The 25,872-nt window shown below is 59.6% G+C and carries 27 protein-coding genes and 1 pseudogene; 3 read left to right on the top strand and 25 right to left on the bottom strand.

Translation table 11 applies throughout. The annotated features are described in order from the left end of the window. The first annotated feature begins 56 nt into the window (after positions 1–56). Positions 57–476 carry a hypothetical protein gene (locus ACYVH8_RS07340; RefSeq protein ID WP_322273694.1) on the top strand — a complete coding sequence of 140 codons (420 nt, stop codon included), beginning with the start codon at positions 57–59 and terminating at the stop codon, positions 474–476. A gap of 1 nt (position 477) precedes the next feature. Beyond that, positions 478–891, top strand: coding sequence for an MbcA/ParS/Xre antitoxin family protein (locus ACYVH8_RS07335; RefSeq protein ID WP_322273692.1), 414 nt, complete (start codon positions 478–480; stop codon positions 889–891). Positions 892–1,464: 573 nt separating this feature from the next. Here the strand turns inward: ACYVH8_RS07335 and ACYVH8_RS07330 are convergent. The 25 genes from ACYVH8_RS07330 to ACYVH8_RS07210 all read right to left on the bottom strand — a co-directional run bounded on the left by ACYVH8_RS07330 (position 1,465) and on the right by ACYVH8_RS07210 (position 25,160). Then, a complete protein-coding gene (locus tag ACYVH8_RS07330) occupies positions 1,465–2,829 on the bottom strand; it encodes a sensor histidine kinase (protein ID WP_322273691.1) in 1,365 nt (454 codons plus the stop codon). Between the two features lie 97 nt (positions 2,830–2,926). Beyond that, positions 2,927–4,279, bottom strand: coding sequence for a TonB-dependent receptor (locus tag ACYVH8_RS07325; RefSeq protein WP_460488202.1), 1,353 nt, complete (start codon positions 4,277–4,279; stop codon positions 2,927–2,929). After that, positions 4,173–4,925: a TonB-dependent receptor plug domain-containing protein gene (locus ACYVH8_RS07320; RefSeq protein WP_460488201.1), complete on the bottom strand. Its 753-nt coding sequence runs from the start codon at positions 4,923–4,925 to the stop codon at positions 4,173–4,175. The genes ACYVH8_RS07325 and ACYVH8_RS07320 overlap by 107 nt, the downstream gene beginning before the upstream one ends. Before the next feature lie 220 nt (positions 4,926–5,145). Then, complete coding sequence (locus ACYVH8_RS07315) at positions 5,146–6,603, bottom strand: nickel-dependent hydrogenase large subunit (protein ID WP_322271649.1); 1,458 nt, start codon at positions 6,601–6,603, stop codon at positions 5,146–5,148. Positions 6,604–6,613: 10 nt separating this feature from the next. Next, positions 6,614–7,639, bottom strand: coding sequence for an NADH-quinone oxidoreductase subunit B family protein (locus ACYVH8_RS07310; protein WP_322271650.1), 1,026 nt, complete (start codon positions 7,637–7,639; stop codon positions 6,614–6,616). Positions 7,640–7,641: 2 nt separating this feature from the next. After that, positions 7,642–9,102: a sigma-54-dependent transcriptional regulator gene (locus ACYVH8_RS07305; protein ID WP_460488200.1), complete on the bottom strand. Its 1,461-nt coding sequence runs from the start codon at positions 9,100–9,102 to the stop codon at positions 7,642–7,644. Then, positions 9,099–10,853 carry an enoyl-CoA hydratase-related protein gene (locus tag ACYVH8_RS07300; RefSeq protein WP_322271652.1) on the bottom strand — a complete coding sequence of 585 codons (1,755 nt, stop codon included), beginning with the start codon at positions 10,851–10,853 and terminating at the stop codon, positions 9,099–9,101. Before ACYVH8_RS07300 ends, ACYVH8_RS07305 begins: the two co-directional genes overlap by 4 nt. Positions 10,854–10,857: 4 nt before the next feature. Further along, the gene (hypE, locus tag ACYVH8_RS07295) at positions 10,858–11,913 is read right to left on the bottom strand and encodes a hydrogenase expression/formation protein HypE (protein ID WP_460488263.1); all 1,056 of its coding nucleotides are present in this window, start codon (positions 11,911–11,913) and stop codon (positions 10,858–10,860) included. A gap of 5 nt (positions 11,914–11,918) precedes the next feature. After that, the gene (hypD, locus tag ACYVH8_RS07290) at positions 11,919–13,064 is read right to left on the bottom strand and encodes a hydrogenase formation protein HypD (protein ID WP_322271655.1); all 1,146 of its coding nucleotides are present in this window, start codon (positions 13,062–13,064) and stop codon (positions 11,919–11,921) included. After that, positions 13,061–13,306: a HypC/HybG/HupF family hydrogenase formation chaperone gene (locus ACYVH8_RS07285; protein ID WP_322271656.1), complete on the bottom strand. Its 246-nt coding sequence runs from the start codon at positions 13,304–13,306 to the stop codon at positions 13,061–13,063. Before ACYVH8_RS07285 ends, hypD begins: the two co-directional genes overlap by 4 nt. Next, positions 13,267–14,469, bottom strand: a complete 1,203-nt coding sequence (locus tag ACYVH8_RS07280) for a Kae1-like domain-containing protein (RefSeq protein WP_322271657.1) — start codon at positions 14,467–14,469, stop codon at positions 13,267–13,269. The genes ACYVH8_RS07285 and ACYVH8_RS07280 overlap by 40 nt, the downstream gene beginning before the upstream one ends. Beyond that, entirely contained in the window at positions 14,469–15,524 is a 1,056-nt protein-coding gene (hypB, locus tag ACYVH8_RS07275; RefSeq protein WP_322271658.1) for a hydrogenase nickel incorporation protein HypB, read from the bottom strand. Before hypB ends, ACYVH8_RS07280 begins: the two co-directional genes overlap by 1 nt. Positions 15,525–15,548: 24 nt before the next feature. After that, entirely contained in the window at positions 15,549–15,896 is a 348-nt protein-coding gene (locus tag ACYVH8_RS07270) for a hydrogenase maturation nickel metallochaperone HypA/HybF (RefSeq protein WP_322271659.1), read from the bottom strand. Continuing rightward, on the bottom strand, positions 15,889–16,878 hold the full coding sequence (locus tag ACYVH8_RS07265) for a hypothetical protein (RefSeq protein WP_460488199.1): 990 nt from the start codon (positions 16,876–16,878) through the stop codon (positions 15,889–15,891). Before ACYVH8_RS07265 ends, ACYVH8_RS07270 begins: the two co-directional genes overlap by 8 nt. Positions 16,879–17,075: 197 nt before the next feature. Next, positions 17,076–17,681 (bottom strand): [NiFe]-hydrogenase assembly chaperone HybE, encoded by a 606-nt coding sequence (hybE, locus tag ACYVH8_RS07260; RefSeq protein ID WP_322271661.1) that lies wholly within the window; start codon positions 17,679–17,681, stop codon positions 17,076–17,078. Between the two features lie 12 nt (positions 17,682–17,693). Further along, positions 17,694–17,930, bottom strand: a complete 237-nt coding sequence (locus ACYVH8_RS07255; protein WP_322271662.1) for a rubredoxin — start codon at positions 17,928–17,930, stop codon at positions 17,694–17,696. Further along, entirely contained in the window at positions 17,927–18,805 is an 879-nt protein-coding gene (locus ACYVH8_RS07250; RefSeq protein WP_322271663.1) for a hydrogenase expression/formation protein, read from the bottom strand. Before ACYVH8_RS07250 ends, ACYVH8_RS07255 begins: the two co-directional genes overlap by 4 nt. Before the next feature lie 11 nt (positions 18,806–18,816). Further along, entirely contained in the window at positions 18,817–19,329 is a 513-nt protein-coding gene (locus ACYVH8_RS07245; protein WP_322271664.1) for a thioredoxin domain-containing protein, read from the bottom strand. Next, positions 19,319–19,657: a HypC/HybG/HupF family hydrogenase formation chaperone gene (locus ACYVH8_RS07240; protein WP_322271665.1), complete on the bottom strand. Its 339-nt coding sequence runs from the start codon at positions 19,655–19,657 to the stop codon at positions 19,319–19,321. Before ACYVH8_RS07240 ends, ACYVH8_RS07245 begins: the two co-directional genes overlap by 11 nt. 12 nt (positions 19,658–19,669) lie before the next feature. Next, on the bottom strand, positions 19,670–20,341 hold the full coding sequence (locus ACYVH8_RS07235) for a HyaD/HybD family hydrogenase maturation endopeptidase (protein WP_322271667.1): 672 nt from the start codon (positions 20,339–20,341) through the stop codon (positions 19,670–19,672). Positions 20,342–20,356: 15 nt separating this feature from the next. After that, positions 20,357–20,653: a HigA family addiction module antitoxin gene (locus tag ACYVH8_RS07230; RefSeq protein ID WP_322277012.1), complete on the bottom strand. Its 297-nt coding sequence runs from the start codon at positions 20,651–20,653 to the stop codon at positions 20,357–20,359. A gap of 56 nt (positions 20,654–20,709) precedes the next feature. Next, the gene (cybH, locus tag ACYVH8_RS07225; RefSeq protein ID WP_322277008.1) at positions 20,710–21,453 is read right to left on the bottom strand and encodes a Ni/Fe-hydrogenase, b-type cytochrome subunit; all 744 of its coding nucleotides are present in this window, start codon (positions 21,451–21,453) and stop codon (positions 20,710–20,712) included. 82 nt (positions 21,454–21,535) lie between these two features. Then, positions 21,536–22,132, bottom strand: a complete 597-nt coding sequence (locus tag ACYVH8_RS07220) for a HupE/UreJ family protein (RefSeq protein ID WP_322277006.1) — start codon at positions 22,130–22,132, stop codon at positions 21,536–21,538. A gap of 46 nt (positions 22,133–22,178) precedes the next feature. Continuing rightward, complete coding sequence (locus tag ACYVH8_RS07215; RefSeq protein ID WP_460488198.1) at positions 22,179–24,035, bottom strand: nickel-dependent hydrogenase large subunit; 1,857 nt, start codon at positions 24,033–24,035, stop codon at positions 22,179–22,181. A 30-nt stretch (positions 24,036–24,065) separates the two neighbouring features. Then, the gene (locus ACYVH8_RS07210) at positions 24,066–25,160 is read right to left on the bottom strand and encodes a hydrogenase small subunit (protein WP_322277002.1); all 1,095 of its coding nucleotides are present in this window, start codon (positions 25,158–25,160) and stop codon (positions 24,066–24,068) included. 321 nt (positions 25,161–25,481) lie between these two features. Between ACYVH8_RS07210 and ACYVH8_RS07205 the strand changes: the two are divergent. Then, positions 25,482–25,741: pseudogene (locus ACYVH8_RS07205) on the top strand (IS701 family transposase); the annotation flags it as partial. Between the last annotated feature and the right edge of the window lie 131 nt (positions 25,742–25,872).

The following is a 25,872-nucleotide window of genomic DNA, read 5'->3' as shown; positions in this document are numbered from 1 at the left end:
TGCCCACTCGCTTGCAAACAACTACCCGTCAAACCGAAACACAAGGAAGCTTCAACATGAACAATGACAAAACCAAAGCAGACCCCAGCGATGACGAAGCGCACAGCGATGCGCAGATGCCACCGACGCAAGCGCAGCAGAGCGCCGGCAGCACCGATGCCGGTTGGGGAATGCTCCTGTTCTTCGGTGTGGTGTTTCTCATCATGCTGTCACTGATCTTCTGGCCCTGGACTTACCGGGCCATCAACAGCATCGGCGTGCCGGCACAACGCCAATACATCGGCACGGTGCAGAAGATCACCTATGTCGGCGGATTCGGTGCCAATACCCAGATCGATACCGAAAGCCGGACCCTGCTGCTGAACGGCGTGGCGAACCTGCAGAAGGGCGAACGGCTGGAGGAACGCCTGAACCTGATGGACAGTGATGTGTGCAAGGTGGGCACGGATCAGTGTTGGCATCTGATGGGGAGCTGACATGAGCAACCCCAACTCATACGAGGGAGCCGATCCTCCGGCTCTCGATGCTCTGCAAAGGGGCGTGTTGGCCAAGGTGGTGATGAAGTTGCTCGATCTCTGGATGCTGGGTTGCGAGGACCAGGCGGCGCTGTTGGGCATTGCACCTGGCAACAGGGATGTCCTGGATCGCCATCGCCAAGGCGAGCCAATCGGTGCCAGTAGCGAACAGTTCGAGCGCGCGCTGCTTCTACTGGAGATTCATGACAGTCTGCAGATACTTCTGGCCAGCAATGGGAAGTTGGCTGGCCGCTGGATGACCTCCGGGAACAGGGCTTTTGACAATCGCACGCCGCTGGAGGTGATCAAAGCGCAGGGAACGGAAGGTCTGTCGATGGTGCGCTCTTACCTGGAGCGAGCGCGGGGCGCCTCCTAATCGTCAATTGGAGGAATACATGTGGGAGCCGGATCCGTGCGTATTCCGATCCCACCGACCATCTGTGCCGGTTATTGCTGGCTAATTCAAGAACGTCTGCTCCATAGACTGGAAGCGAAAGTGCACCAGCGACGAATGACTGGCAACTCAGTGCCCGTAGTTGCCAGTCGCTAACCATTACTCGTCGCGCCCAAACTGGTTTTTGGACGATGGATGAGGGATACTGGGCAATGCACACAGTCTAGTAGACAAATCACCATCACCAGAGTTGCGTACGGCACCCATGCTGGTGGAGGGATTCCATGAAACAGTCGGTTGCGTTGCGTTGCGTTATCACTATAGGTGCCGGCCTACAGCGCTGTGTCTTTCATCTCAAAGCTCGTAGGTCAATTGCGGAATCTCGCATTTTCATTGCGGCAAGTTGGATATGGGGGGTGAGGGAGCCGCCCAGTGAAATCAACGAAGAACCAGAAAATCAATAGCCCCCATGTTGAACGTTTGCTTGACTACCCAAAAGTGCGCCCAATAATCCAACCCCCAGATTTCTCCATTGCCCCAAGAGCGACAACGTGGTTAGACCCAGCCCGGTCGTTTTACGGCTTCAGTTGCGCCAGGGGCCGCCGCCCCAGTCTGGGGAAGTTCCAGCACAAACTCAGCCCCACCGTCCGGATGGTTGCTTACGATCAGGGTACCGTCGTGCTGTTCCACGATACCGTAGCTGATCGACAGGCCCAGACCCGTACCCTTGCCCACAGGTTTGGTGGTGAAAAAGGGGTCAAATATGCGAGACAGATGTTCTGGCGCGATACCTGGCCCGTTGTCACGCAGGTGCAGCTGCACACGGGCATTTATCAATGCAGTGTCGATCCAGACCACAGGGGGGGATCTGCCCACGCTGTTGGCTGCGTCCAATGCATTTTGCAGCAAGTTCATCAGCACTTGTTGCAGCTGGCCTGCGCTGCCCGTCACGATGCACGGAACCCCGGGCTGCCAGTGCACTTCGAAACTGGGGGGTGCACCTTTGCGTACCCAATGGATGGCGCGCTCGATCACTTTGTTCAGGTCGACCGGGGCACGCACCTCGGGGTCCATGGCGGAGAAACGCTTGAGGCCATTGACAATGTCCGCCGTGCGCTGCGCGCCTTCGAGCGTGCCTTCGATCAGCGATGGCAGGTCGCCCAGAAGGTGATCAATGCGCAACTTGTTGCGCATTTCCTCCAGCTGTTCTGCCGCTTCGCCAGCATGCACGACCTTCAAGTACCGGCGCAGTCGGTCACAGTATTTGGTAAGCGCGTGCACATTGCCCAGCACAAAACTGATGGGATTATTGAGCTCGTGCGCAACTCCCGCTACCAGTCTGCCCAAAGAGACCATTTTTTCGGAGTGAATCAGTTGTTGTTGTGCACGTTTGAGAGCTTCATGCGTAGCGCGCAGTTCGTGATAAGCCCGTTTGATTTCTGCTGTGGGCCGGGCCACAAATACAGTGCCCAGGCGTCGGCCGCTGGCGGCGATGCGAGGCGTGCAGTTCGCATCTACCGACACGCTCTGGCGCTGTGTGTCAAGCAAGTTTAGTTCCAGCCCTTCACCTCGGCGCGGTGGGTTGGTGTTGTCCAGCACGGCGCGCACCCGCTCCTCACTTTGCGCATCGGCCAGCAGCTCATACACCGAGGTGCCGCGCAAAACGGCGTCACTGCGACCCACCAGCTCACACAGGGCGGTATTGGTCTCCTCAATCACACCCAACTCATTGCATACCAGCAGCACATCCGACATGGCCGAGAGCACGCTGAAGATGAATTGCTGTGATTGCTCTAGCTCGGTGTTTTTTTTCTCCAGTTCGACCTCATCATGGATCAGCTGAGAGTACACCTCGTCCATTTTTTGGATCACATCCAACCAGGTGGCCTCATCCACGCCTTCCATGGGGCCGTTCGGCATCAGTCCTTCCAGGCCTTTGGCCCGGATCGGTGAAGCGTTGGCAGATGGCGGTAGCGGAACCATGGTGTACGGCAGGCTTCCAAGGGAGGTCTGGATATCAGTCGAAGCTGTATTTCACCATAAACCGAAAACTGCGTGGCTCGCCAGGATGGTAATGCAGATCAGTCACTGGGGCTGCTTCTCCAGGCAACCGCGAGGCGTAGATGTATTCCATGTCGGGAAAGCGTTGGTTGGTAAGGTTTAACACCTCCAGTGCCAGGCTCAGGTTGTGTTTGATCCTGTAGCCGACCTGGGCATTGAACACCGTGGACGAAGCTCCAAACAGGCTGCCGTCTTCTGTGAGCTGGCGCGGACCAATATGGCGCACACGCAGCGCCGTGCTCCAGGCACTGGCCGGACGGAACGTCACGCCAGCGTTGGCGGTATGCCGCACAGCCCCTTTCACATAGGACGCGCTGACGTCACCGTCGTCATAGCGAGACTGGGTGAACGTGGCATCGGCATCCACCGTCCAGCGGCTCGATGGTTGCCAAACACCTGACAGCTCAATGCCGTAACGCCGGCTGGGCCGACCCGCTTCAGTGCTACCTGCGTCGCCCACGTAAATCAGTTCGGAATCCAGCTGCAGGGACCATAGCGCGGCACTCAACTGTAACCTGGGTGTTGTCCACGTCGCACCCAATTCCGTGCCGATAGCACGGACCAGCGGCGTGACGCGGTCGATCGGCTGACCAAAGCTGGCTGATCGTGGGTCCGGGTTCACCTGAATGACTGTGCCGCGCGCGTCATTGCTGTGAAAACCTTGGCCCCAGTTGGCGAAGATGGCTATTTCCTTAATAGGGGTCAGGGTCAGTGCCACTTTGGGTGAGACAATTTGAGCGCTGGTGCTGCCGCTGTTGGCGGACAAGTCGGAACGGACCTTGAAGCTGAACTGGTCAGCGCGCGCGCCCACGCGGGTGCGCAGCCAGGGCGTCCACTGCGATGCTTGGTCGATGAACACAGCGGCGCTGGCCTCTGTCACCTGGTCCTGCCGCACGGAGTCATAGACCTGGCGGTCTTGAGTCAGCTGCAGGCCCAAGTCGATGCGGTCCTGGCGGACCTGTAGTCCGGTGGTGGTGCTCTGGGTGGCACCCAGGGCCTGGTAACGCCAAGTTTGTGAAAGGTCGCCGCCGAGCTTGGTCCGCTGGTCATATTGGCGAAACTGGTCGCCTTGTGCCGCATTGGTTGCGTAGGTGAAGTTGGAATACAGGTCCAGCCCATAGTCGGCCACATAGGCATTGACTTGCCACGGCCCCCAGGCATTGCTGCCGTGCGCGTTCCACATCAGGGCGGACAGGTTGGTCTTACCCCCCGTGGTGGCGTCCCGTGAATCGAACTCCCCCATCAAGCCTTGCGTAACGGCACGCTCGGGGATCTGGTCTGTGCCGGTCCAGCTGGCTCGGTAGAGCATACCGGTCAGGCGCCAGCCTTGCTCGGCCGTGCCCTTGCTGTAGCAGCATGAACAGATTTTGTTTCGCGAGTTCCTCAGGCACTGACCAGGGACCGTTATACCCTGCTGTCTCTGCTGCCAGCAGCAGATGCCCGGAATCGTCTTCCGGCTTTTTCAGGCCCCATGAGCCCGCTACCAGCAAGCGCTTGTAACCTTTGGAGCCGACCCCGATGGTTGCGAACGAATGGTCTAGTTCATTCACATAGTCGATGTCCACCGCACCCGCGGTGGAGAAGTCACCGTCACGCGCCAGGTAAGGCCCTTTGCGATAAACCAAGTTGTCCACCAGTTCTGGGATCAGGAAGTTGAGATCGGCGTACCCTTGGCCATGGGCATGGGTGCGCTGGTTCACCGGCATGCCCAGCGCAGAAATGCTCACGTCGGTGCCATGGTCCAGGTTGAAGCCACGCAAAAAATACTGGTTGGCCTTGCCATCGCCAGTGTGCTGGGTGACCACCAAGCCGGGCACCGATTCCAGCACCTCGGCCGGACGCGACCATGAGCGACGTTCGATTTGCTCGCGCAGCACGATACCCTCGGTCGCAGAGGGCGGTTTTTCGTCCGGCGCAGACGTGCCGGTGATGACAACCTGCGGCAGTTCGTTCACGCCGGCACAGATGGCACTTGCACCCAGCCCCAACAACCCCACAGCGAGCATTGCACGACCAAGGAATGAAAGACCTTGACGCACGGGCGAACACAGCGCAGTAACTCGAAACATGAAAGAGCCTTTGAGTGTCGTTGGGCTCGGTAATCCAGTTGTCAAAGGCGTGGGCGAGCTTGTCGTCGATAGAGATAACGAAGCGCTCCATGGCACATGCAGAAAATCAATGCACGGTACACACCATGCAGGGGTCAAACGAGCGCACGATGTGCTGCACCGCCACCGGCGTGATTTCCCCGTCCTGCACCGGTGCACCAACCAGCGCCTGCTCCAGCGCCCCAGGGGTGCCTGTGGCATCGCGTGGCGAAAAGTTCCAGGTGGTGGGTGCCACGATCTGGTAGTTGGCGATGCGGCCCCGGCTGGCCACCACCCAGTGGCCCAGGCTGCCGCGCGCGGCTTCGCTCAGGCCCACGCCCGCACCTTCGGTGAACGTTGGCGTAGGCGCGCAATAGGCTTCATTGGCTTGCAATTGATGCAGCCAGCGCTCCATCATGGGCACTACGCGTGCCAGCTCCAGCAGTCGCGAGAGCACCCTTGAGTAGACGGTGCCGCCGTGGCGACTCACGGCGTCGAGTATCAGGGGGTGCGCGCTGGCTAATTGCCTCGCAATGGCACCCGTCTCAATCACGTCGCCTCCCAGGCGCGGCGCTTTGTTCCAGGTGTAGGCCTCCACTTTGTTGATGTCAGGCAGGGTGATGCCGTCCAGCGGGTGCCGTGGTCCTGCCGCGTCCGACAGCCAGGCGTGGGTAGCATCCTCAGTGATGCTGCTCACGTCAAGGACAGACAATGCACCGGTGTCCGCATGCCACACGCCACCCGCCAACTCAAAACCACCTTGCGGTTGCGGATAAGCCCCAAAGCTCAAATAGCGGCCAGGCCCTGCCCCGAGGCTGTCCAGACCGCAGTCTTTCACCATGCTGAGGAAAAGGCGGAAATCGCCACCCCAGGGGTCTTGTGCATGCCAGGCCCACAGCGCTTCTTCGCTTTCCAATGCAGCGATTTGTTCGAGTTGCGCCCCAAATAACTGGCGTTCCAAAAAACTCCGAAACTCACGCACCTTGGCCAACAGGCGTATGCGCTCAGCCACCTCGATGGGGCGGGTTGAACCGCCGGGCTCAATGCTTTGCGTATGCGGCCACTTGCCCGCCAGCGTGCCCAGTAGCGTGAGCCAGCGCTGACGTGCGGCTATTGCCACGCGCGTTTGCTCCCCGGTGTTCGCGGCGAAGCGACGTACTGCCTCGGCATGCCAAGGCTGGAGCGCATACACAGGGCGTGTGAAGTCGGGCATGAAGAATAAATAAAAATGCGTCAGATGGTCGGCCAGGTTCTCAGTAGCCAGAATCACGTTGGTGACGTGCTGGCCATTGGGCGGCATCGAGATGCCGCCCAGGCTGGCCAGTGCCCGCGCGCAAGCCACCGACTGAGACACCGAACAAATGCCACAGATGCGGGGCACATAGACCAACGCATCATGCGGGTTTTTGCCCTGCAATATCTGCTCGAAGCCCCGGTACATGGGGGCATTCACGTGCGCTGATGTGACCCGGCCCTCTTCAATATCAAGAGTGACTTCGAGGTCGCCCTCGACGCGGTTGAACGGGCCAACGAGTAAGCGGGTCATGGCAGATTGATCATTTCAGGCGAGTTTTTCGTGCCACCGGCGCCACCACTAGATGGTCGGCCACGGCGTTGAGCTTGACGCGCCGGGGCGTGGCGGATTTGGACAGCGAGGCCAGCGCCACGAACCAGGCCTTGGGCATGTCGGTGGGCAGGCCAATCGGAATACCGGCGAACTTGGGTGTTTCGTGGAAAGGATGGCCAGGCTCCTGGAAACCCGGCTCGGTGCAGGCGATGCAGGCATAGCCGCCGCGCGTGCAGGAGCCGTCACCATTCCACAGCCGGGTGTTGCAGTCGGCGTGCACCTGCGTGCCCTTGCAACCCATGTGTTCCATCATGCAGCCCAGGTCAGATGGCTTTTCAGCGCTGGCCTTGTATTCGTAATACTCGTTGCGTGTACAACCGTGGTGCACTAGTTGGTCTGCGTAAAAACGCGGACGGCCAAGTGTGTCGAGATCACCTTTGCCAAAGGTTGTGGCGGCTAACGCCATCAGGCTGTCGATCACCCAGCTAGGGTGGGTGGGGCAGCCCGCGATGTTGATTACCGGCAGGCCACTGGTTGAGCGAAACTCAGCCCCCAGCAGACCGCCCAAGCGGGCATCTTCATACTGTAGGCCGCAAGCGTCGGTTGGATTGACGCCGCCAGCGGTCACGCCGCCCCAGGCCGCGCAACTGCCCACCGCCACGACATACCGTGCTTGCTTGGCAAGTCGCTCAACCCAATGGATCATCGGAATGTCCGTGCCTGCCAACACATGAAAGCGACCCGTTCCATGGGGTCCGCGCAGTAAAGAACCTTCAATACACAGGGCATCAAGCCGCAGGCGTCCTGCCACGATCTCGTTGAGTATGTTGATCAGTTCATGGCCGCTTTCCAGCGAGAGGGAGGGGTGCCACATCAGGTGAATGCCCGCGTCGCGCAATTGACCATGAAAATCAGTGGTGTCAGCACACAGCAGCGACATGCTGCAGCCGCCGCACCCGCCAGACTGAAGCCACAGTACATTGAGGGCTATTTGGGGTAATGTCGAATTCGCCATGATCACCCCTCCAATCCGAAGCGGGCCATCTTGCCCCGCAAACCCACGCGCGACAAACCCAACTCCTTGGCGGCGCGTGTTTTGTTCCAGCGGTGGCGCAGCAGGGTCTCCCGCAGCACCATGGCCTCGATGGCATCCAACCGCTCGCTCAGGGTGCCACTGTGCGGCAGGGCTACGGCCTGAGCCCCTGCCTGGTTGGCCGTGGCTAGGCCCGCTTGGCCGTGCAGCACACGCGATGAAAAAGCAGGGGCAGCTACGACATTGTTATCACTGAGCGCCACGGCGCGCGCAATTTCGTTGCGCAGTTCACGGATATTGCCCGGCCAGGGGTAGCCCATCAAGCAGGCCAGTGCCTCATCACTGAGTGTCGCCTCCGGGCGGCCGAGTTCGGCGCCCACTTCACGCACAAGACGGCGCGCAATTGGCGTGATGTCACCCGCGCGTTCACGCAACGGCGGCACGGTGATCGAGACGCCCGCGATACGGTAGAAAAGGTCTTCGCGAAACAGGCCCTCACGCACACGTTGCTCCAGGTCGCGGTGGGTGGCTGCGACCACGCGCACATCCACTGGCACTGCATGCGCAGCGCCGACGGGACGAACCTCACGCTCTTGCAACACGCGCAGAAGCCGCACCTGAAACGCTGGCGAGGTTTCTCCAATTTCATCAAGAAAAATGGTGCCGCCGCTGGCCCGCTGGAACAGTCCAGGGTGATCTTCATAGGCGCCCGTAAACGCTCCACGCTTGTGGCCGAACAGCTCGGACTCGAGCAGTGTGTCGGGAATGGCGGCGCAGTTTTCAACCACGAAGGCGCCGCCTGCGCGTGGGCTGGCATAGTGCACGGCACGTGCCAGCAACTCTTTTCCGGTGCCGGATTCACCCAGAATTAGCAAGCTTAGGTCGTGGCGCGCCACGCGTACCGCCACATCGCAGACGGCGTCAAGAGGGCTGCCGGGCGCACGCTCAATGCGGTCGAAATCGAAGATGCTGCGCGCGCGCGACAGTTTTGCTGTAGCGCGCTGACGCAGCACCGGAGTACTTGTGCGCAATTCGAGGTGCAATCGGTTGGTGTCGCGCTGCAGCGTCTGTGCCTCTACGGCATTGCGCACGGTGGCCAACAGGTGGTCGGGTATCCAGGGTTTGAGGATGTATTGGTAAATACCCGCTTCGTTGATACCGGCAATGATGTCTTCGGAGTCGGTGTAGCCCGAGATCACGATGCGCACCGTGTCAGGCCAACGCTCACGCACTTCCTTCAGGAAGAGAACGCCGGTCAATCCGGGCATGCGCTGATCACACAGTATCACGCTAATGTCGGTGCGTTCCAGCCTCTCGAGGGCCTCGTCGGCATCGCTCGCGGTATAAACAGCGAAGTCTTCGTCAAGCGTGCGGCGCATCGCATCCTGCGAACGCACTTCGTCATCGACTACCAGAACCGTCGGCAATGAATCAGTTGGGTTCATGGACGGTGAACGGCCAGATGACGTGGTGTCCAAGCATGGGGCAGCTTGTGTACAAAGTGGTAGCGTGCCACGTGGAAGCTAGGGTCGAAGCCGTAGAAATTTCTGTACATGCGGGACAATTCTTCTTTGCGGTAGTCAGCTAGTGGCCGGGTTGCCTCGGCATCAGCGCGGGTCTTTTGTTTTTGCAATATCCTACTCTTCAAATTGCAGGCGCCCGCCATTGCCAGGGCGGGTTGAATGACCTCGTGTTCAAAGGCGTCGGGGGCTGTGTCCGTGCAGCGGTCCACAAGACCCAAACGCTGCGCATCAACAGCCGAGAGGGGCATGCGCGACGTCATGATCTTGTGTGCGCGCTCAGGCCCGACGCGTTTGGGAAGCAAATAAGTCCAGTATTCTGAACCGTAGAGGTTGCCCATGTTGCGGTAGTGGGGGTTCAGCACCGCGCCGTTGTGTGCCCACACCTCGTCGGCCGTCAATGCCAGAAACACGCCGCCCGCCCCGGCATTGCCGCGCAGCACCGACACCGTGAGCCGGTCTGTGGTTTCAATGAGTTCTTTGGCTAGATCATCCATCGCATTGATATTGCGCCAGGACTCGTCGGCTGCGCTGCTCTGGGGCCGATGTGCCGCGGCCTCGATGCAGTTCAGGTGGATTCCATTGCTGAAAAAATCACGCCCGCCGAGTAACAGCAGCACGCGCGTGTCACGCTGCTTCACCTGCCGCAAAGCGGCAAGCAGGCGTAAACACTGATCGGTGGACATGGCGCCGTTGTAAAAGTCAAACGACAGACAGCCCACGCGAGCACCCGCAGGCCCGAATTCACGGTAACGTAGCTCCGCCCATTCATCGTCCGCGCGTTCGAGCGGTACAGACCAGACCGGCAGCGTGGCTGCCTCCGCCGCAAATGCCAGAGTCGCCGGAAGCTTGAAAGCCGGCCCATCACCGCAGCCCCGTGCAAGGCGGACCTGCCCAATCCAGACGCCGCCATCCACGGTACGCCGCAGCAGGGCACCATCGCGCTGGGCCACTACGGCACCCACAGCGGCTCCCGCCAGCGCCTGCGGGGCAGTTCCGGTTGCAGGATGCGCATCAAATAAATGGCACGGGTGGCCAAACAACTCGTCCTGGACGCCCGGTTGGCCGTCGGCGCTGCGCAGCCGAGCCAGGATCTCGGAAGTGTCGTGGCGCACCCAATCGATGCGGCGTGCCGCCTGCGGCATGGATGGGCGCCAGTTGTTGCAAAGTGACGCCTGGCTGGCGGCATCTACGGCTTTCGACGGCACAAGCGGGCCGCCTCTAGCGCCAAAGCGCTCCACAGCATGCAGGACCGCCGCCACAGCCGCCTGGGTAACTTCAGACCGATAGAGGCTCCCCTTGCTGGCCGAACGCATATCGAAACTGGCGTGAGCCCAAACCGGGCCTGCATCGAAATCGGCGTTGGCCTGCAACACGGTGACCCCCCACTGTGGCGCCTGCTCCAGCACAGCCCAGTCAAGCGCGGAGGGCCCACGGTCCCCAGGTGGGCCGGGATGCACCACCAGGCACACCACAGAACGCCAGACCGCTTCAGGAATGCGCCGTTTAAGAAACGGCGCGATCAGTAACTCAGGCTGGAACAGTGCGCAGGCCTCTTCGGTCACCGAGTCCGAAATGTCGAGTTCCACGGACAACTGGTGCCCAAGTGCCGTCAACGCCGTAAACAGCCGTTGCGAAAGGCTGTTGAAGCTGTGGCAAAGCAAGAGAATGCGCATGGCGTCAGCAGATGCGCGGCAACTGCTCTCCGCTGAGCCAGTCCACTACGCGACGTCCACCAAACCGGGTGTCCATTTGCACAAAGTGGTGCGGGTCCTCGGTCACGACACCAATGCGCACCGCTTGCGCCCCCAACGGATGGGCGCGCATGGCCAGCAAGATGGCATCGGCACAGTCCGGGCTGCAAATCGCGACGAGTTTTCCCTCGTTGGCGATGTACAGAGGGTCCAGGCCCAGCAGCTCACAGGCTGCATCCACCTGCGGTAGTACCGGTATAGCAGCCTCTTGGATCACCATGCCCACACCGGACTGCCCCGCGATTTCATTGAGCGTGGTGGCTAGACCCCCGCGCGTCGGGTCGCGCAGCACGCGCAAACCCGCTGCTGTTGGCGCCGCTCTCAGCATGGCCGCCACAAGCGTGTGCAGAGCGGCAGTGTCTGAGGTGATGGTGGTGGCGAACTCAAGCGACTCGCGTTGCGACAGCACCGCCACGCCGTGGTCACCAATGGTTCCCGACAGCAGCACGACATCGCCTGAGCGCGCGTTGGACCCAGATATATCAACCCCCGGCCCCACCACGCCAACGCCCGTGGTGCTGATGAACACGCCATCGCCCTTGCCCCGCTCCACCACTTTGGTGTCGCCGGTGATGACCGGCACGCCCGCCTCCCGCGAGGCCGCCGCCATGCTATCCACGATGCGTTTGAGTTCGGCCAGTGGAAAACCTTCTTCAATGATGAAGCTGGCCGCCAAGTACAAAGGCTGCGCACCCGACATGGCTACGTCGTTGATGGTGCCATGCACGCTCAGGCAACCGACATCACCCCCCGGGAAAAACAGGGGCGACACCACGTGGCCATCCGTGGCCATCACCATGCGCCCACCCACGGGAATTGCGAACGAGGCACTATCGTCACCCTGGCGCAAATAAGGGTTGTCCAGTGTGGCCACAAACAGCTCTTCAATCAGCTGGGCTGCAGCACGCCCGCCTGCGCCGTGGCCCATGTCAATGCGGCCATTTTTGATATCAAGCGGACGGATGTAGTTTCTTTTGACCATGTTGCTCACGCTGCCTCTGCCACGATGGCGATGTCGCGAAAACGTCCATACGAATAGTGCGCAGCACAGGCGCCTTCGCTGGAAACCATGCACGAGCCCACCGGGTTTTCCGGCGTGCACACCGTGCCAAAAATCTTGCAGTCGGTGGGCTTTTTTACGCCGCGCAAAATAGCGCCGCATTCGCAAGCTTTGTTGTCCGCCACTGGCTTGTAATTGAGCGCAAACCGTCGCTCGGCATCAAACTGGGCGAAGGCTGGCCGGATCTTCAAGGCACTGTAAGGTACCTCGCCCAAGCCGCGCCATTCGAAGCTGGCGCGCAGCTCAAACACTTCCGAGACCAGTGCTTGGGCATTGCGGTTGCCGTCGCGGTCAACCGCGCGCGTAAACTCGTTTTCGACTTCGTAACGCCCCTCGTTGACCTGGCGCACCAGCATCAACACCGCCTGCATCACATCAAGTGGCTCGAATCCCGCAATCACAACCGGCTTGCGGTACTCCTGCGCAAAATGTTCATAGGGTCCTGAACCAATGACGATGCTCACATGCGCCGGACCGATGAAACCATCAAGCGGTACCGTGCCAAATTGACGCACTTCAGGCGATTCCAGGATGTGCGTGATGGCCGAGGGCGTGAGCACATGGCAGCTCAATACGGTGAAATTTTCCAGGCCCTGGCGCTGTGCGTCACGAATGACCAGTGCGGTGGGTGGCGTGGTGGTCTCGAACCCAATCGCAAAAAATACCACCTCACGCTCAGGGTTCTGGAGCGCGATGGTCAATGCATCGGCGGCGGAATACACCATACGGATGTCGCCACCACGCGCCTTGGCCTTCACCAGTGACAGGCCATTGGATGCCGGCACACGCATGGTGTCGCCATAGGTACAGACGATAGCGTTGCGCTCCAGCGCCAGTTCTATGGCCAGGTCAATGCGGCCAATCGGTAACACACATACTGGGCAGCCTGGTCCGTGAACCATGCGCACGTTTGGCGGAAGAAGTTCGGCGACACCGTATCGCGATATCGCATGGGTGTGGCCGCCGCAGAATTCCATGAAGCTGTAGCACTTGCCGGGCTTCACTTCAGCAGCAAGGCGCTCTGCAATCTTGCGGGCAATATCGCCGTCTCGGAACTCGTCGATGTATTTCATGGGGTTGCTTCCTGCGGCTGGTTTGCGTGCACGGCCATCTCGCCAAACAGTGCGAGTGTGCGTTCGGCTTCCTCCGGATCAATGCGCCCGATGGCGTGGCCCACGTGAACGATCACGTAGTCGCCTACGGCGACGCCGGGCACAAGCGCAATGGAGATTTCCTTGCGAATGCCTCCGAGGTCAACGACGGCTTGGTCGTTGGCTAGCAGCTCGACGAGTTTGGCTGGAATGGCAAGACACATGACAGACTTTCGATTTCTTGTTGAATAGGGCGAACATTCGTTGGCGTGTGCGCAGGGGCGGCAACGCCATGCGCCGCGACCCAGGCCTGACCCAGTGCGAGCCCGGCATCGCCACATGATTGAGTTCGCGGCATGTGCACACTCATGCCGCGCTGCTGCAGGCTGGATGTAACGCGGCGCGTGAGCACGGCGTTCAAAAAACATCCCCCGCCCAAGCACACGGTGTGCGCGCCCGTTTGTTTTGCGGCCAGCGCGGCCCAGTCGGCCAGCGCATCTGCCAGTGCAAGATGGAACCAGGCCGCAGCCGCTGGCACATCTGGAAGATCAGCGGGCGTGACCAGAAGTGGCTCCAGCAGCGTACGAATGTCGAGTCGTTCCAGGCAGAGTGTGTCCACACCGTGCCGGACGGTTGGCGGATCGTTTTGGCTCAGCCAGACTTGAGCCTTTTGCTCCAGCGCGATCGCGGCCTCGGCCTCATGAGTCTGGCGAACGCTAAGGCCCAGGGCTCCGGCGGCAGCGTCAAACCAGCGACCAGTGCTGCTGGTAGATGGGCAGTTTATGCCGCGCTCCAGCATTCGCTGAACCATGCGGGCGGCAACATCGCCCACCACCGGCGCGAACCGTTGACCTATTTCCTGGGTGTGGCCCAACGCGTGCAGCGCAGAGGCCGCCATGCGCCAGGGTTCGCGCGCCGCTACGTCACCCCCAGGCAGCGCCAGCGGCCAAAGATGGCCCAGGCGCCGCCAGTCACCTGGCGCCACCCACAAGAGTTCTCCGCCCCAGGCTTTGCCGTCTGTACCGAGGCCGACACCATCCAGCGCAAGACCGATAACGGGTTCCTGCAGAGCATGTTCAGCCATCACTGCCGCGATATGCGCATGGTGGTGCTGCACACCGATGGCGGGCACGCCTAGTTCATGCGCCAGGCTAAGGCCCAAGCGGGTGCTGTAAAAATCGGGATGCAGATCATGGGCCACCGCCGCCACTGGACGCTGCGCGTGGCGCAGCAGTGAACGGGCGGAAAGCTCCAGCGCCCGGCACGCGTCGGGATGGCTCAAGTCACCGTGCAGCGCCGACCACTGCAGCCTGCCTGGCGAGAGCAAGCACGCGGTATTTTTGAGCCACGCACCACAGGCCAGCACCGTGGGCAAGTTGCCATGCATCACGCGGGTGTCGGGTTGTGGGTTTGTTGCTCGGCACCGGCGCTGCGCAACCGGGCCAGCTCGGCTTCCAGATAGGCCATGCGTTGACGCAACACGTCGTTTTCGTCCGCCGGCATCATGGCAGCACCCAGCCAGCTCAGCCATGCGTCCATCCCTTCTCCGGTGGTCGCCGACAACTGCAGTATCTCGATGGTCGGATTGACGCGACGCGCGAGTTCAATGCAACGCTGCACGTCGAAACGCACATGCGGCAGCAGGTCGATTTTGTTGAGCACCATCAACTGCGACGCGGCAAACATGTCGGGGTATTTGAGCGGCTTGTCTTCGCCTTCGGTCACCGACAAAATAGCCACCTTGGCAGCTTCACCCAAGTCCCAGATGGCGGGGCACACCAGGTTGCCAACGTTCTCAATGAACAGCATGCTGTGTGCGTCTGCATGCGAGTGGTTGTGGTCATGGTTGCCTGCATCAGGGTGCTGATGCAATTGCGCAAAAGCTTGTGACACCATGGATGCGTCAAGGTGGCAGCCCTTGCCGGTGTTGATTTGTACGGCCGGTGCGCCAGTGGCGCGGATGCGGTCAGCATCAAGACTGGTTTGCTGGTCGCCCTCGATCACGGCCACGCGCAAGCCCGGCTGCCGGACTTTCAACGCTTCGATGGTCGCGCAAAGCAAGGTGGTTTTTCCTGAGCCGGGGCTGGAGACCAAATTCAAGGCGGTGACTCCGTGTGCCTTGAAGTGATGACGGTTTTGACTGGCAATCCGGTTGTTCTCACCCAGAATGTCTGTTTCCAGCTTGATGGCGCGTGCCTGGCTCATGCCGGGCACCGAAACCCGAGCCGCACCTGCACCGAAATGCAAGTCACCGTTACGAGGGTCAACATGGACATGGGCATGGTCTTGTTCAGGTGGCCGGCCTTGTCCATGCTCGTGGGCGTGGCCATGGCCGTGCTCATGGGGATGGCCGCCGTTATGCCCGTGGCCATGAGAATGCCCATGTGCGCCATCATGCGCAATTACCGTGCCTGAGGTGGCGCAACCGCAAATTACACACATCTTGTTATCTCCTTGTTTGTCATGTCAGTTATCTTCCACCAGCATATCCACCACGCGCAGCTCAGTGCCACCCGTGGGTTGAAGCTGGTAGCGGCCACAAACCGGGCAAGCGTCGCCACGTTGCCCGATCATGACCGACTCACTGCAGGGCATGCACCAAGCTTGGCCGGGCGGCTCGTCAATGTCAAAGCGAGCATCCTGCAGGCAGGTTCCTGGCGCCAATGCCTCGAGCGCGAACCGCAGGGCACGTGCTTCGACACCAGCAAGTTGTCCCGCTTCGAGCCGAAGCAGGGTGACGCGGTGAAACCCTTCGCGAACCGCGGCGTCTTCCACCAGTTTGAGAATACCCCCCGCCAGACTGGCCTCATGCATGGAAACCCTCCGGTGATTGATTGGCGAGCCCGCTCGGTTGAGTAAAGAATTCATGTTTCACACAGGGATCGTAGGCGCTCAGGAGAAGATTGACCTCGCGGTAAACATCTGGGTTGGTGGAAGGGTGCAGGTTTTCAAGGGCTTGCGCGACTGCGCCGTGGGGGTGGAAATTCCATTCTGTTGGGGCAAGCACTTGACACGACACCACCCGTGCATCGTGGCCCGTACCGTCAAGTTGAACATGGTGAACCAGCAGGCCACGAGCCATTTCGACCCAAGCCATTCCGGTCAGCGAGGCTGATGTCATGCTGCCCACCGCCAGCCATTGCGCGCCACTGCGTGCAGGTTCGTCGGCCAACGCGAGGCGCACCAACTCTGCCAGGCGCGAACCCAGGCGTAGCCATGGGGTGTTGATCAACTCAGGTCGGGTCTGGTGCAAGCGCGTCCAAGGCCCGGTTTCAGCACACTCGGCGCGCCACAACGGTTGGCGGCTAAAGCCGGGCTCCCGGTGCAAGGAGTCGGCCAGCACCCTCAAATCAGTCGCGCTGGCATGCACGCGCAAAAATGATGCTGCGGGCGTCACTTTGTCTACCAGCGCTCGGGCCTGACGCAACAGCCGTGGCAGCCAGAGTTCGGTGCCCTCGCTCCATGAACGCAACCATGCCGCCGGGCTTTTTTCCCAATGCGTTAACCATTCTTGCGCAGGCAAGCCAAGCACATGCACAGACAACCAATGCTGAAGGCCATGCCACGGCTCATTGTGCGATGCACCCGACGGCGGTGGTGCCTCTGCGCCAAATACTGGGCACAGTTGCAATGCAGTATGGGCTTGCAGCCTGACTTGATCGTATGCAAGCGTGGACGCCAGTTGCGCCGGCCAATCCAGCCCAATGCGGCGCACATGTTCGCGCAGGGTTTCCCGTTGCAGGTCTTTGGCAGCGGTCGTCCCAGCAGCGGGCGCTAGGCTTTGGGCCGCAGCCACTGCCATCTCCGCGCATAGCCGGTGTGCATGACCGCACAGGCTAAAAAGGCTACCAAGCCTGGTCGGTAATGAGGCTGCCGGCACCCCACGGGTGAGCAGGGCAGCCCAGTCGCGTCGGGTACTAATCAAATTGTGCGGGCGCGGCTGGCCTGGCGTTACACGCAGCACCCCAGCAAGGTCATCCGATCGCAACAAGCTCATACCGTACTCCCGGAGGACGGTCGACGACCAAAAAGGAAGGTCCGGCGCGCCGCCAGGTCGGATGGTTTGGCCTGTGCTACGGCCTCTTTGGCCGGGGCAGCCGTGACCGGAGCTGGAGCCGGTGGTTGGCGCAACTCCGCCAAAACCGCTTGGGCTGTGGCACACGCCGCCGCATGGTCAGTGAATTCGAACATGGGTGAAAAGAGCGAACAGGCTTCGTAACTGCCAAAAGTGGGTTCATAGCTCGCGATGAAATCAAAATTTTTGACCCCAACACGGTGGGAGCGACTGCTCCCTGCCGTACCTGGCTGATCGATGCGCTCCAAAGGGAGCCAGACCAGGTTCATAAACCATGGGGTAATCAGGATGCCTACTGCACTCACCTTTTCGCTGGCTTGGGCCAAGGCGCCGGCTGGCGTTGGAGCCGCTACAGGGGCTGAATGGGCTACAACAGTCTCGCACAGTTCAAAGCCCAGAGCCTCAACACGTAGTGCCGGGTTCAAAATTGGCACACCCGCCATGCGCGTCCGGCCCACGTTCTCGAACAAGGCCGTCAACGCGTCGATGCGGGGCGTTAGCGTTGCGGGTGTGATGGCGCCCATGTGCAAATACGCTCAGGTGGCGTCCACCAACACCATGAACTGATCGGCGTCCCCATCGCACACGGGGCAGCGCCAGTGGGCAGGCAGGTCGCTAAACGCGGTGCCCGGATTCACCTGCCACACTGGATCGCCCTGCGCTGGGTCATAGACCCACCAGCAAATCTTGCACTCCAGCCGGGCGGCAGCAGGCAACTGCGCACTGTTGCCAAGGTAACTGCCTTCAAAGCGGGGCCCGCTGGAGGAGATCATGCGTGCTCCACCCATTCAAGCACTTCCTTGAGGCGTTCATAGGAATCGTGCAAATCTTCAGGTGCGGCCAGTGCCACCTCCGGTATCCCGGTGACCTCAACGGTGTTGAGGATTACCAAGTCTTGCGAGTTGTAGTAGACCACGCGCCAGCAATTGGGTGTGCAGGTGTTCGTGATGCGACAGTTGCCATACCCCCGCGAGAGAATCAAGACCCGGCCTGTGCCCAGATGATGGTCGAGAAAACCGATGTCTTCATTGGACATGGGCAGCAATGTGAGGTTCACCACGTGCGGGGGCTGGCCCGGCCGCCAAGTGCGCCACTGCTCCTCAATCTCGGCCAGTAGTGAAGGTGCATTCTGCACATTGGGGGGCAATGCGCCCTGCCAGCGTGGCACGGTGGGCCAGACGTCCTGCTGAGCGGCAGTCTTGAGTACCTCAGGTACAGCGCCCAGTTCCAGAGTGTCTGCTGCCACAGCACCGTTGACGGACTGTATGACGCGCCAGACACCGGCAAAGACCGACTCCTGCACGCTCAACTCAACCTGAGACTGCCCCGTGCCGGTGTCTGTGCCTTTGACTATTGCGCTGACTTCGCCTTCACCGAGCACCTGATTGATTAGCTTCAGATCGGGCAGCGACAAATGGCCCAAATCAACGCTGCGATTGGGGCCGCCGTGGCGAACTTCCTCAAGCAGCGCTAATGCCTCGCGCAGAGCGACATGCGCACCTACGCGTGCCGCAATTTCTTCGGGCTCAGGTAACGCGGGGGGGCGGAAGGTTTCCATGCCCTGCGGCATAGGCATGTAATCCAGAATTTCATCCTCGACTTGGCTGCCGGGACCGATACTGACGACAGGAATGGGAAAGTCTTTCATCACACACCTTATTAGTGACAGGAAGTGCCAGACGCGGTGGCGTTGACCACGGGAATGCCAATCGTTGGCGCACGAGACACGGGCATGGCCAAGGCCCTGGCCATCTCTTGTACATACTCGTCCCAGTCGTGCATGCCGCACAGTGTAGTGACGTACTGGCCATCGCGCAGAAATAAAAGCGTGGGCCAGCGTTGCGATCCGTACCGTAGCGCCAAAGCCTGCTCCAACTGGCGCGGCACCACGGCCACTTTGAAGCGTCCGGGGAAACAGCGTTGCAATTCTGGCAAAACCACGGCGACATCCAGACCTTCCGGAAACTGCACCGGGTCACCGGCAAATAGCACGACGCGGTCACCGCCTTCGGCCGCCCACGCATCAATGCTGGTTTCATCAACCCAGGTTGCGCCGTGAACAGTGACCAGGCGTTCAATCAAGGGTGAGGTTTCTGGTGCCGATCGAGGTGGTTGAACGGGCAGTTTTACAAGGGCTTCGCTGCCCACAGCGTCAACGGTTTCAGTGTTCAAGAGACGTCTCCAAAGGTTGTTGTTGATGCGTACCGGACAGCGCCAGAATCTGTTCCAGGCTCATGGCCGAAGGCAATGCAAAGCCCACACTGATATCGTGGCTCTCGCCATGAAGCGCAGCTTCCATAAGGTCAAGCGTGGCATTGATTTCCTGTGCTCGCTCAATACTGATGCGCTCTTGCGCGCTGTCGATAAAAATGAGAAGCCATTCATCGAGCGCTACCGCGCCCACCAGAGCTGTGTTCACGCGGCGCAGGTCACCACGGCCGGTGCACCGGGCATGACCTGGTTCGACGGCGACAACTTGCATGGGAATACCGATACACATGGTGTTTGGCCTTCAGACTGGAATCGCGGAGGGAGGAAAAAAGCGCTCGTCGCCAACCCGGCAAGCCAGCGCCTCGTCGGGACGTTGGCCTTCATAAAGTGCCAAGTCAAGTTGGGCGAATGACACCGTCTCGCGCTCAGTAAGCGGTCGGGTGCGCGGAATCGGCTGAGCACCCCAGCGGCGCAACGCATCCACACCCAAAGCCAAGGCATCTTCCATGGCGCGCTTCACACAGGGCCGCAGGCTGCCGCCATAGTCGTCAAGTTCCTCCGGCTGGCAGCCGATCAACAAAACAGCGTGCGGGAATTTTTCAGTCAGTTGCGCCAGCATCAGAACCTCTTGAAAACCAGTCTGGTGCAAGCTCATTTTTTTGGCCCCCATGAAGCGGGGAACTTCATCGTCTTCCACCGTTTTCAAGGTGCCTGGTTCCAAGCCATAGTCAATGGCATCGAATATGAGCAACCGTGACGCATCCTGCACATGTTGGATCAGATACAGACCCTGTGTACCACCATCAATCAGTTGAACGTGGGGCGCAAATTCGTAGCGGCTTTGCAGTGCCTGGATGCATCGCACACCAAACCCTTCATCGGCCCACAGAACGTTGCCGATGCCCAGCACGCAAATGGTTTCGGGCCTGTCACCAGGGTGGTGACAGGCCGTTTGAGGCAAACTGGTGCTCATGCTTGAATCATTCCTTCAAAAGGGGTGACGAATGCTGGGCTGATCGTCCAGTTGGGAGCGCAGTTGTTTCCAGGCATGGAAACTGTCCCAGGCGGCTTGCAGAGCCAGCCAAAAATTGGTGTCTGAGCGAAACACCAACGCGCAGCGGATGGCGGTGTCTGGGGTCATATCGCGCTGGCCCTGCACAAGTTCATGCAGGCGGCGACGGGAAACACCCAAAAGGCGGGCGGCCTCTGTCTGTGACAGGCCCAAGGGCGCCAGGTAATTACGGCTCAAAAAGCGCCCTGGGTGCCAAGGTGCGCGTGGCGGCACACCGGATGGGACACCCTTTGATACCGGTAATTGACGCCACGCGGCTTCCACGATGATCAATCCTTGAACGTGCGGTGGCCGGAAATCATCGTGCTAACCACGCTGGAGCGGCCCATGATGTCCTCGCGGATCGCTGCATACACATGCACGATGATAAAAACGATCAGGCTCCACATGCCCAAGTGATGCCATGTATGCACATCTTGCGACTGACCGAACAGCGGAATCACCCAGCCGAAGACGCGGTCGGCCCAGGAGCCAGCTTGCGCACCTTCGCCATAGAGGGCAAAACCTGTCACCACCATGAACAGTGCCGTCAGCAGGAACATGAAGAACATGGCAAACCGGGCCAAGGGGTTGTGTCCCACATAACGGCCGGGACGCGGGCTAAGAAACGCGTACCACTTCATCATGCCCAAGACTTCTCGCCAATAGACACGTTGAAAGATGGGCACCGAGAACAATTCACGGGCATGGCTGTTCCCAGCCACCGCCCAATAAATCCGCCCCAGCAGACCCACTGCCAGCATGTAACCAGCAGCAAAGTGCGCGAAACGGATGTAGCCCATCAGATAGTTGGCACTGGCCTCACCCGGCTGCGTTGGCAGCGGCGAGCCGATGAAATAGCCGGTAACGGCAAGCACAGTAATCGCCAAGGCATTAATCCAGTGCCAGATGCGCACCGGGGCCTCGAAGACGTAAACCGACTTGATCGATAAGGCATGAGCGACGGCTTCCTCGTCTGTTTCTGTGGGCCTGTGAAAGTCGGCGGCACTGGCCGACGTGCTTGTCTTGCTCATTAATCAATCTCCTGCTGGCTAGGTTTGTGGGGCAACGCGTGGTCTGCATTCGATGCAGCCCACGGCGCGCATCAGGATCGAATCAAAGTTGGCTCAGCAGGTAGGCACCTGCGCCGCCGTAGCAAGCACCCAGGCCGCCCAAAACCCAGGCCGCCTTGTTGGCGAGATAGCGTCGAATGCCAAGACCGATTGCCATGCCACCAATGTGCAGAGCGGCCGTTGCAAGAAGAAAGCCAGTGGCGTAACCCGCAAAGCCACTCTCTGGTGCTTCTGAGCCGTGCGCTAAGCCGTGCAGTGACGCGGCCACAGCGACCAGGCACAGTCCTGCGGCAATAGGCATTTGCACGCGAGCGAACACCAGCATGACCCCAAACAGCATCACACTCAGAGATACCGCGTGTTCAAGATACGGCACGGTCACACCCATCGCGCCCGCCACTGCTCCGAGCATCAAGGCCAGCATAAATGCCGATGGCCCCCACCAAGCTTTATTGGCGGGAAGGGCCTTGACCGACCACACGCCAACGGCAACCATGGCCAGCAGATGATCCAGGCCAAAGGGATGGACCAGGCCTTCAAAAAGGCTGCTGGTGCCATGCCCGGTATGCGCCTGTGCTGAAGCTATCGTCGCCATCATGGCCGCCGTCGCTATAGACCGCAAAAAGTTGATTTTTTTCACTTTGAAATGTCTCCTATGAAAACAGAACGGATTGCAAGCGGTGCGCTCAACGCACTTTCACGCTGGTGAGTTCTTGACCCTCGGGGCTCATGACATGGGTGGAGCACGCCAGGCAGGGATCGAACGAGTGCAACGTTCGCAAAATTTCCACCGGTTGCTCGGGGTTCACCATGGGCGTGTTCATCAGGCTGGCTTCGAACGCGCCGATCTGGCCCTTGTTGTCGCGCGGGCTGCCATTCCAGGTGGTAGGTACCACGCACTGATAGTTCTCAATGCGGCCATCCTTGATCTTGATCCAGTGACCCAGGGCGCCACGCGGGGCCGCGACCGTACCCACACCCTTGGCTTCCTTCGGCCAAGTGGCCGGATCCCACTTTTCGACGTTGGCCGTAGCGGTATCCCCCGATTTGATGTTCGCGACCATCTCCTTGAAATCGTCATACATCATTTCAGCGCAGTACTGCGACTCTAGCGCCCGCGCCAGCGTGCGGCCAATGGTGCTGGGCATCAGCTGTTTGACGGTGTATCGCGTTTCGGGTATGCCCAATGCCTTGGGTATGCCTGAGTTGATCATCATGGCAGACTGGTCCACCTGCTCCTTGACGCGCTGGGCGTACTTATTTCCCTGCGATGCATGGGCGTAGCCCAGGATGTAGCGCGCCAAGGGCCCCACTTCCACGGAACGCCCGCGCCAACGCGGGGACTTGATCCAGGAGTACTTGGCGCTCTCGTCAATTTCCTTGATGTCAGTCCGTGTTCCCTTGGTCTTGTCACCCAACACGTAGTTGGGTTCTGTCACGCCATCCCAAGGATGCAGACCCTTGGACTCATCGGCGTATTTGTACCAGCTGTGCGGCACAAATTCTTGCACCTGCTCTGGATCGCGGGGGTCGATGGGGTGAATCTTGTCCCAGTTGCCATCCAGAATCACGCCGCCGGGAAGTTTCTGCGTGCTGTGGTCGCCCATGATCTTTTCATAGGTGCCGTAGTCCATTACATTGGTGGCAGACAAGCCGCCGCCGTAGAGCCACCCTGCTTGCTTGTAGAGGGTGCCAATGGCTAATACGTCGGGGATATAGACATTATTATTGAACTCGATCATTTCCTTGATGCGGGCTTCAACAAAATTCAGGCGCTCCATGTTGACCGGAGCACCGGCCGCGCCATCCTTGTCGATGTTGATCGCACAGGGCATGCCGCCCACGAGATAGTTCGGGTGCGGATTTTTGCCGCCGAAGATGGTATGGATCTTGACCCATTCCTTCTGCAAGTCCAGTGCTTCGAGGTAGTGCGTCACGGCCATCAAGTTGGCTTCGGGCGGCAAAACATAGGCTTTGGAGCCCCAGTAGCCGTTCATGAAGGGCCCGAGTTGCCCACTTTCCACGAACTTCTTGAGACGATTCTGGACGTCACGGAAGTAACCGGGCGACGACAGAGGATGGCTTGGTGAAACTGTCTGCTGCAGTTCAGAGGTTTTCTTCGGGTCAGCCTTCAGAGCCGACACCACGTCCACCCAGTCCAGAGCATGCAGATGATAGAAATGCACAGCGTGATCGTGCACCTGCAGCGTCTTGGCCATGATCTCGCGGATCAAGTAGGCATTTTTCGGAATCACGATGCCCAGCGCGTCCTCCACGGCGCGCACTGAAGTCAGCGCATGACAGCCCGTGCAGACGCCACAGATCCGCTCCACGAATGCCCAAGCGTCGCGGGGGTCACGCCCCTTAAGAATCACTTCCAGCCCACGCCACATCGTCCCCGTAGAGACTGCGTTGCGGATCACGTTATTGCTGTCGAGATTGACCTCGCAGCGCATATGGCCCTCGATGCGTGTAACCGGATCGACCACGATGCGGCGACCCGTGTTGTCCATCTTGAAACCTTGCGTTTCGTATGCACCCATGTTGCTTCCTTTTTTGTCTTGTGTTGTGCCTTAGCGATCAGCAGAAGCTGACTCACTTTGACGGGTGTCTGGTTTTTGGGTGGCACGCTTGATGGCCGAAACTGCCGCGTGGGCGACCGCTGCCGCACCTACGACTGCTGCTGCCGCACCGCCGACCTTGTCGGCATTGGCCTCAATGCCAAACTGGTTGATGTCAGTCAGGCGGTTGTAGAACGAGCCCTTGTCCCAGAAGCCATCTTCCGAACATCCGATACAGCCGTGGCCCGCCTTGATGGGGAAGCTGGTTCCCTCATTCCATTGAACCGTAGAGCAAGCGTTGTAGGTTGTTGGACCTTTGCATCCCATCTTATATAGACAGTAGCCCTTGCGCGCCGACTCGTCGTCCCAGGCCTCGACAAACTGGCCTGCGTCGAAATGCGAACGACGGTAACATTTGTCGTGAATGCGCTGGCTGTAGAACATCTTCGGACGGCCTTGACGGTCCAGTTCTGGAATTCGGTCAAATGTCAACATGTAGGTGATGACCCCCGTCATCACCTCGGCAATCGGCGGGCAACCTGGCACCTTGATGATGGGCTTGTCAAAGATCACCTTGTGAACTGGCGTGGCCTGTGTCGGGTTGGGCTTGGCCGCCTGCACACACCCCCATGAGGCACATGAGCCCCAGGAGATGATCGCCTTCGCGTCTTTGGCCACATGCTTCAACTGCTCGATAAAGGGCTTGCCACCAATGATGCAGCTCATGCCATCCTGGTTCAGCGGCGGGTTACCCTCCACTGCGAGGATATAGTTGCCCTTGTACTTGACCATGATCTCCTCAAGGATGGCTTCTGCCTGGTGGCCGGCAGCAGCCATCAATGTGTCGTCATAGTCCAGAGAAATCATGGATAGCACGACATCCTTGGCCAGTGGATGCGCCGAGCGAATGAAAGATTCAGAGCAGCACGTACACTCCAGCCCATGCAGCCAGAGAACAGGCGTGCGCGGCTTGTTTTCCATAGCGTGCGCAATTTGCGGCACAAAAGCCGGCCCGAGACCCAATGACGTAGCGGTCAGGGAACAATATTTCAAAAAACTGCGGCGGGATATGCCTTGGCGGCGCATCACCTCGTAAAAAGTTTCCATCGTGGCATGTCTCCAGTTGCTTTTTGATCTTGGTCGGCCCCCGCGGCCCAAGGCGTTCAGGGAGGTGCCAACCCATTGAGGGCGGGCCTACGATGTACTGCAAGTCACGCGCCAACATGGACGGTTCAAGGGAATACCCCTATTCGCATCTCTAAGTAGTTGTTTTTATTGAAAAGATTAATCTCGGGAAGTTAGGTCTGTCAGGCCGTATTCGCACTCATGGAAGATCAGCTTCCAGCTGCCGATTGCTTTTGCAAGGCGTGTGTTCAGTCCATGGTTCATCGTCTAACTGGTAACGTAGAGGAGTTTCTTGACACCACCGCGCACATGCGCTGGCGCATTGAGCGCGATTACCAGGACTTGAAGCAGGATCTGGGGCTGGGTCACCACGACACGAGGGACGGGCTGGCGGGGATGAATCACCACGCCAGTCTGAGCATTGCCGCGTACGGCTTCTTGATGGCACCGCGACTGAAGGCTGGCAGCGATGCCAGCGGTAAAAAAACCTCATCAAACGCTAGGTACCTGCTGTTCCCAAGAATTACGTCCCTCGGGGAAGTTCAGCGCGCGCAGCGTCACGTATCAAACTCGATCATGACATTGCGCCTCCAACTGGGCGTCGCCCTCGCAAGCGTTCTGGGACACTGCCCGCATTGCAACTCAATAAATCTGCGTCTATATTTGCGACGCAGTAAGATTAAAAGCTTATGGT

The organism is Curvibacter fontanus, from assembly GCF_054780335.1.
This window is presented reverse-complemented; position numbering and strand designations above follow the sequence as displayed.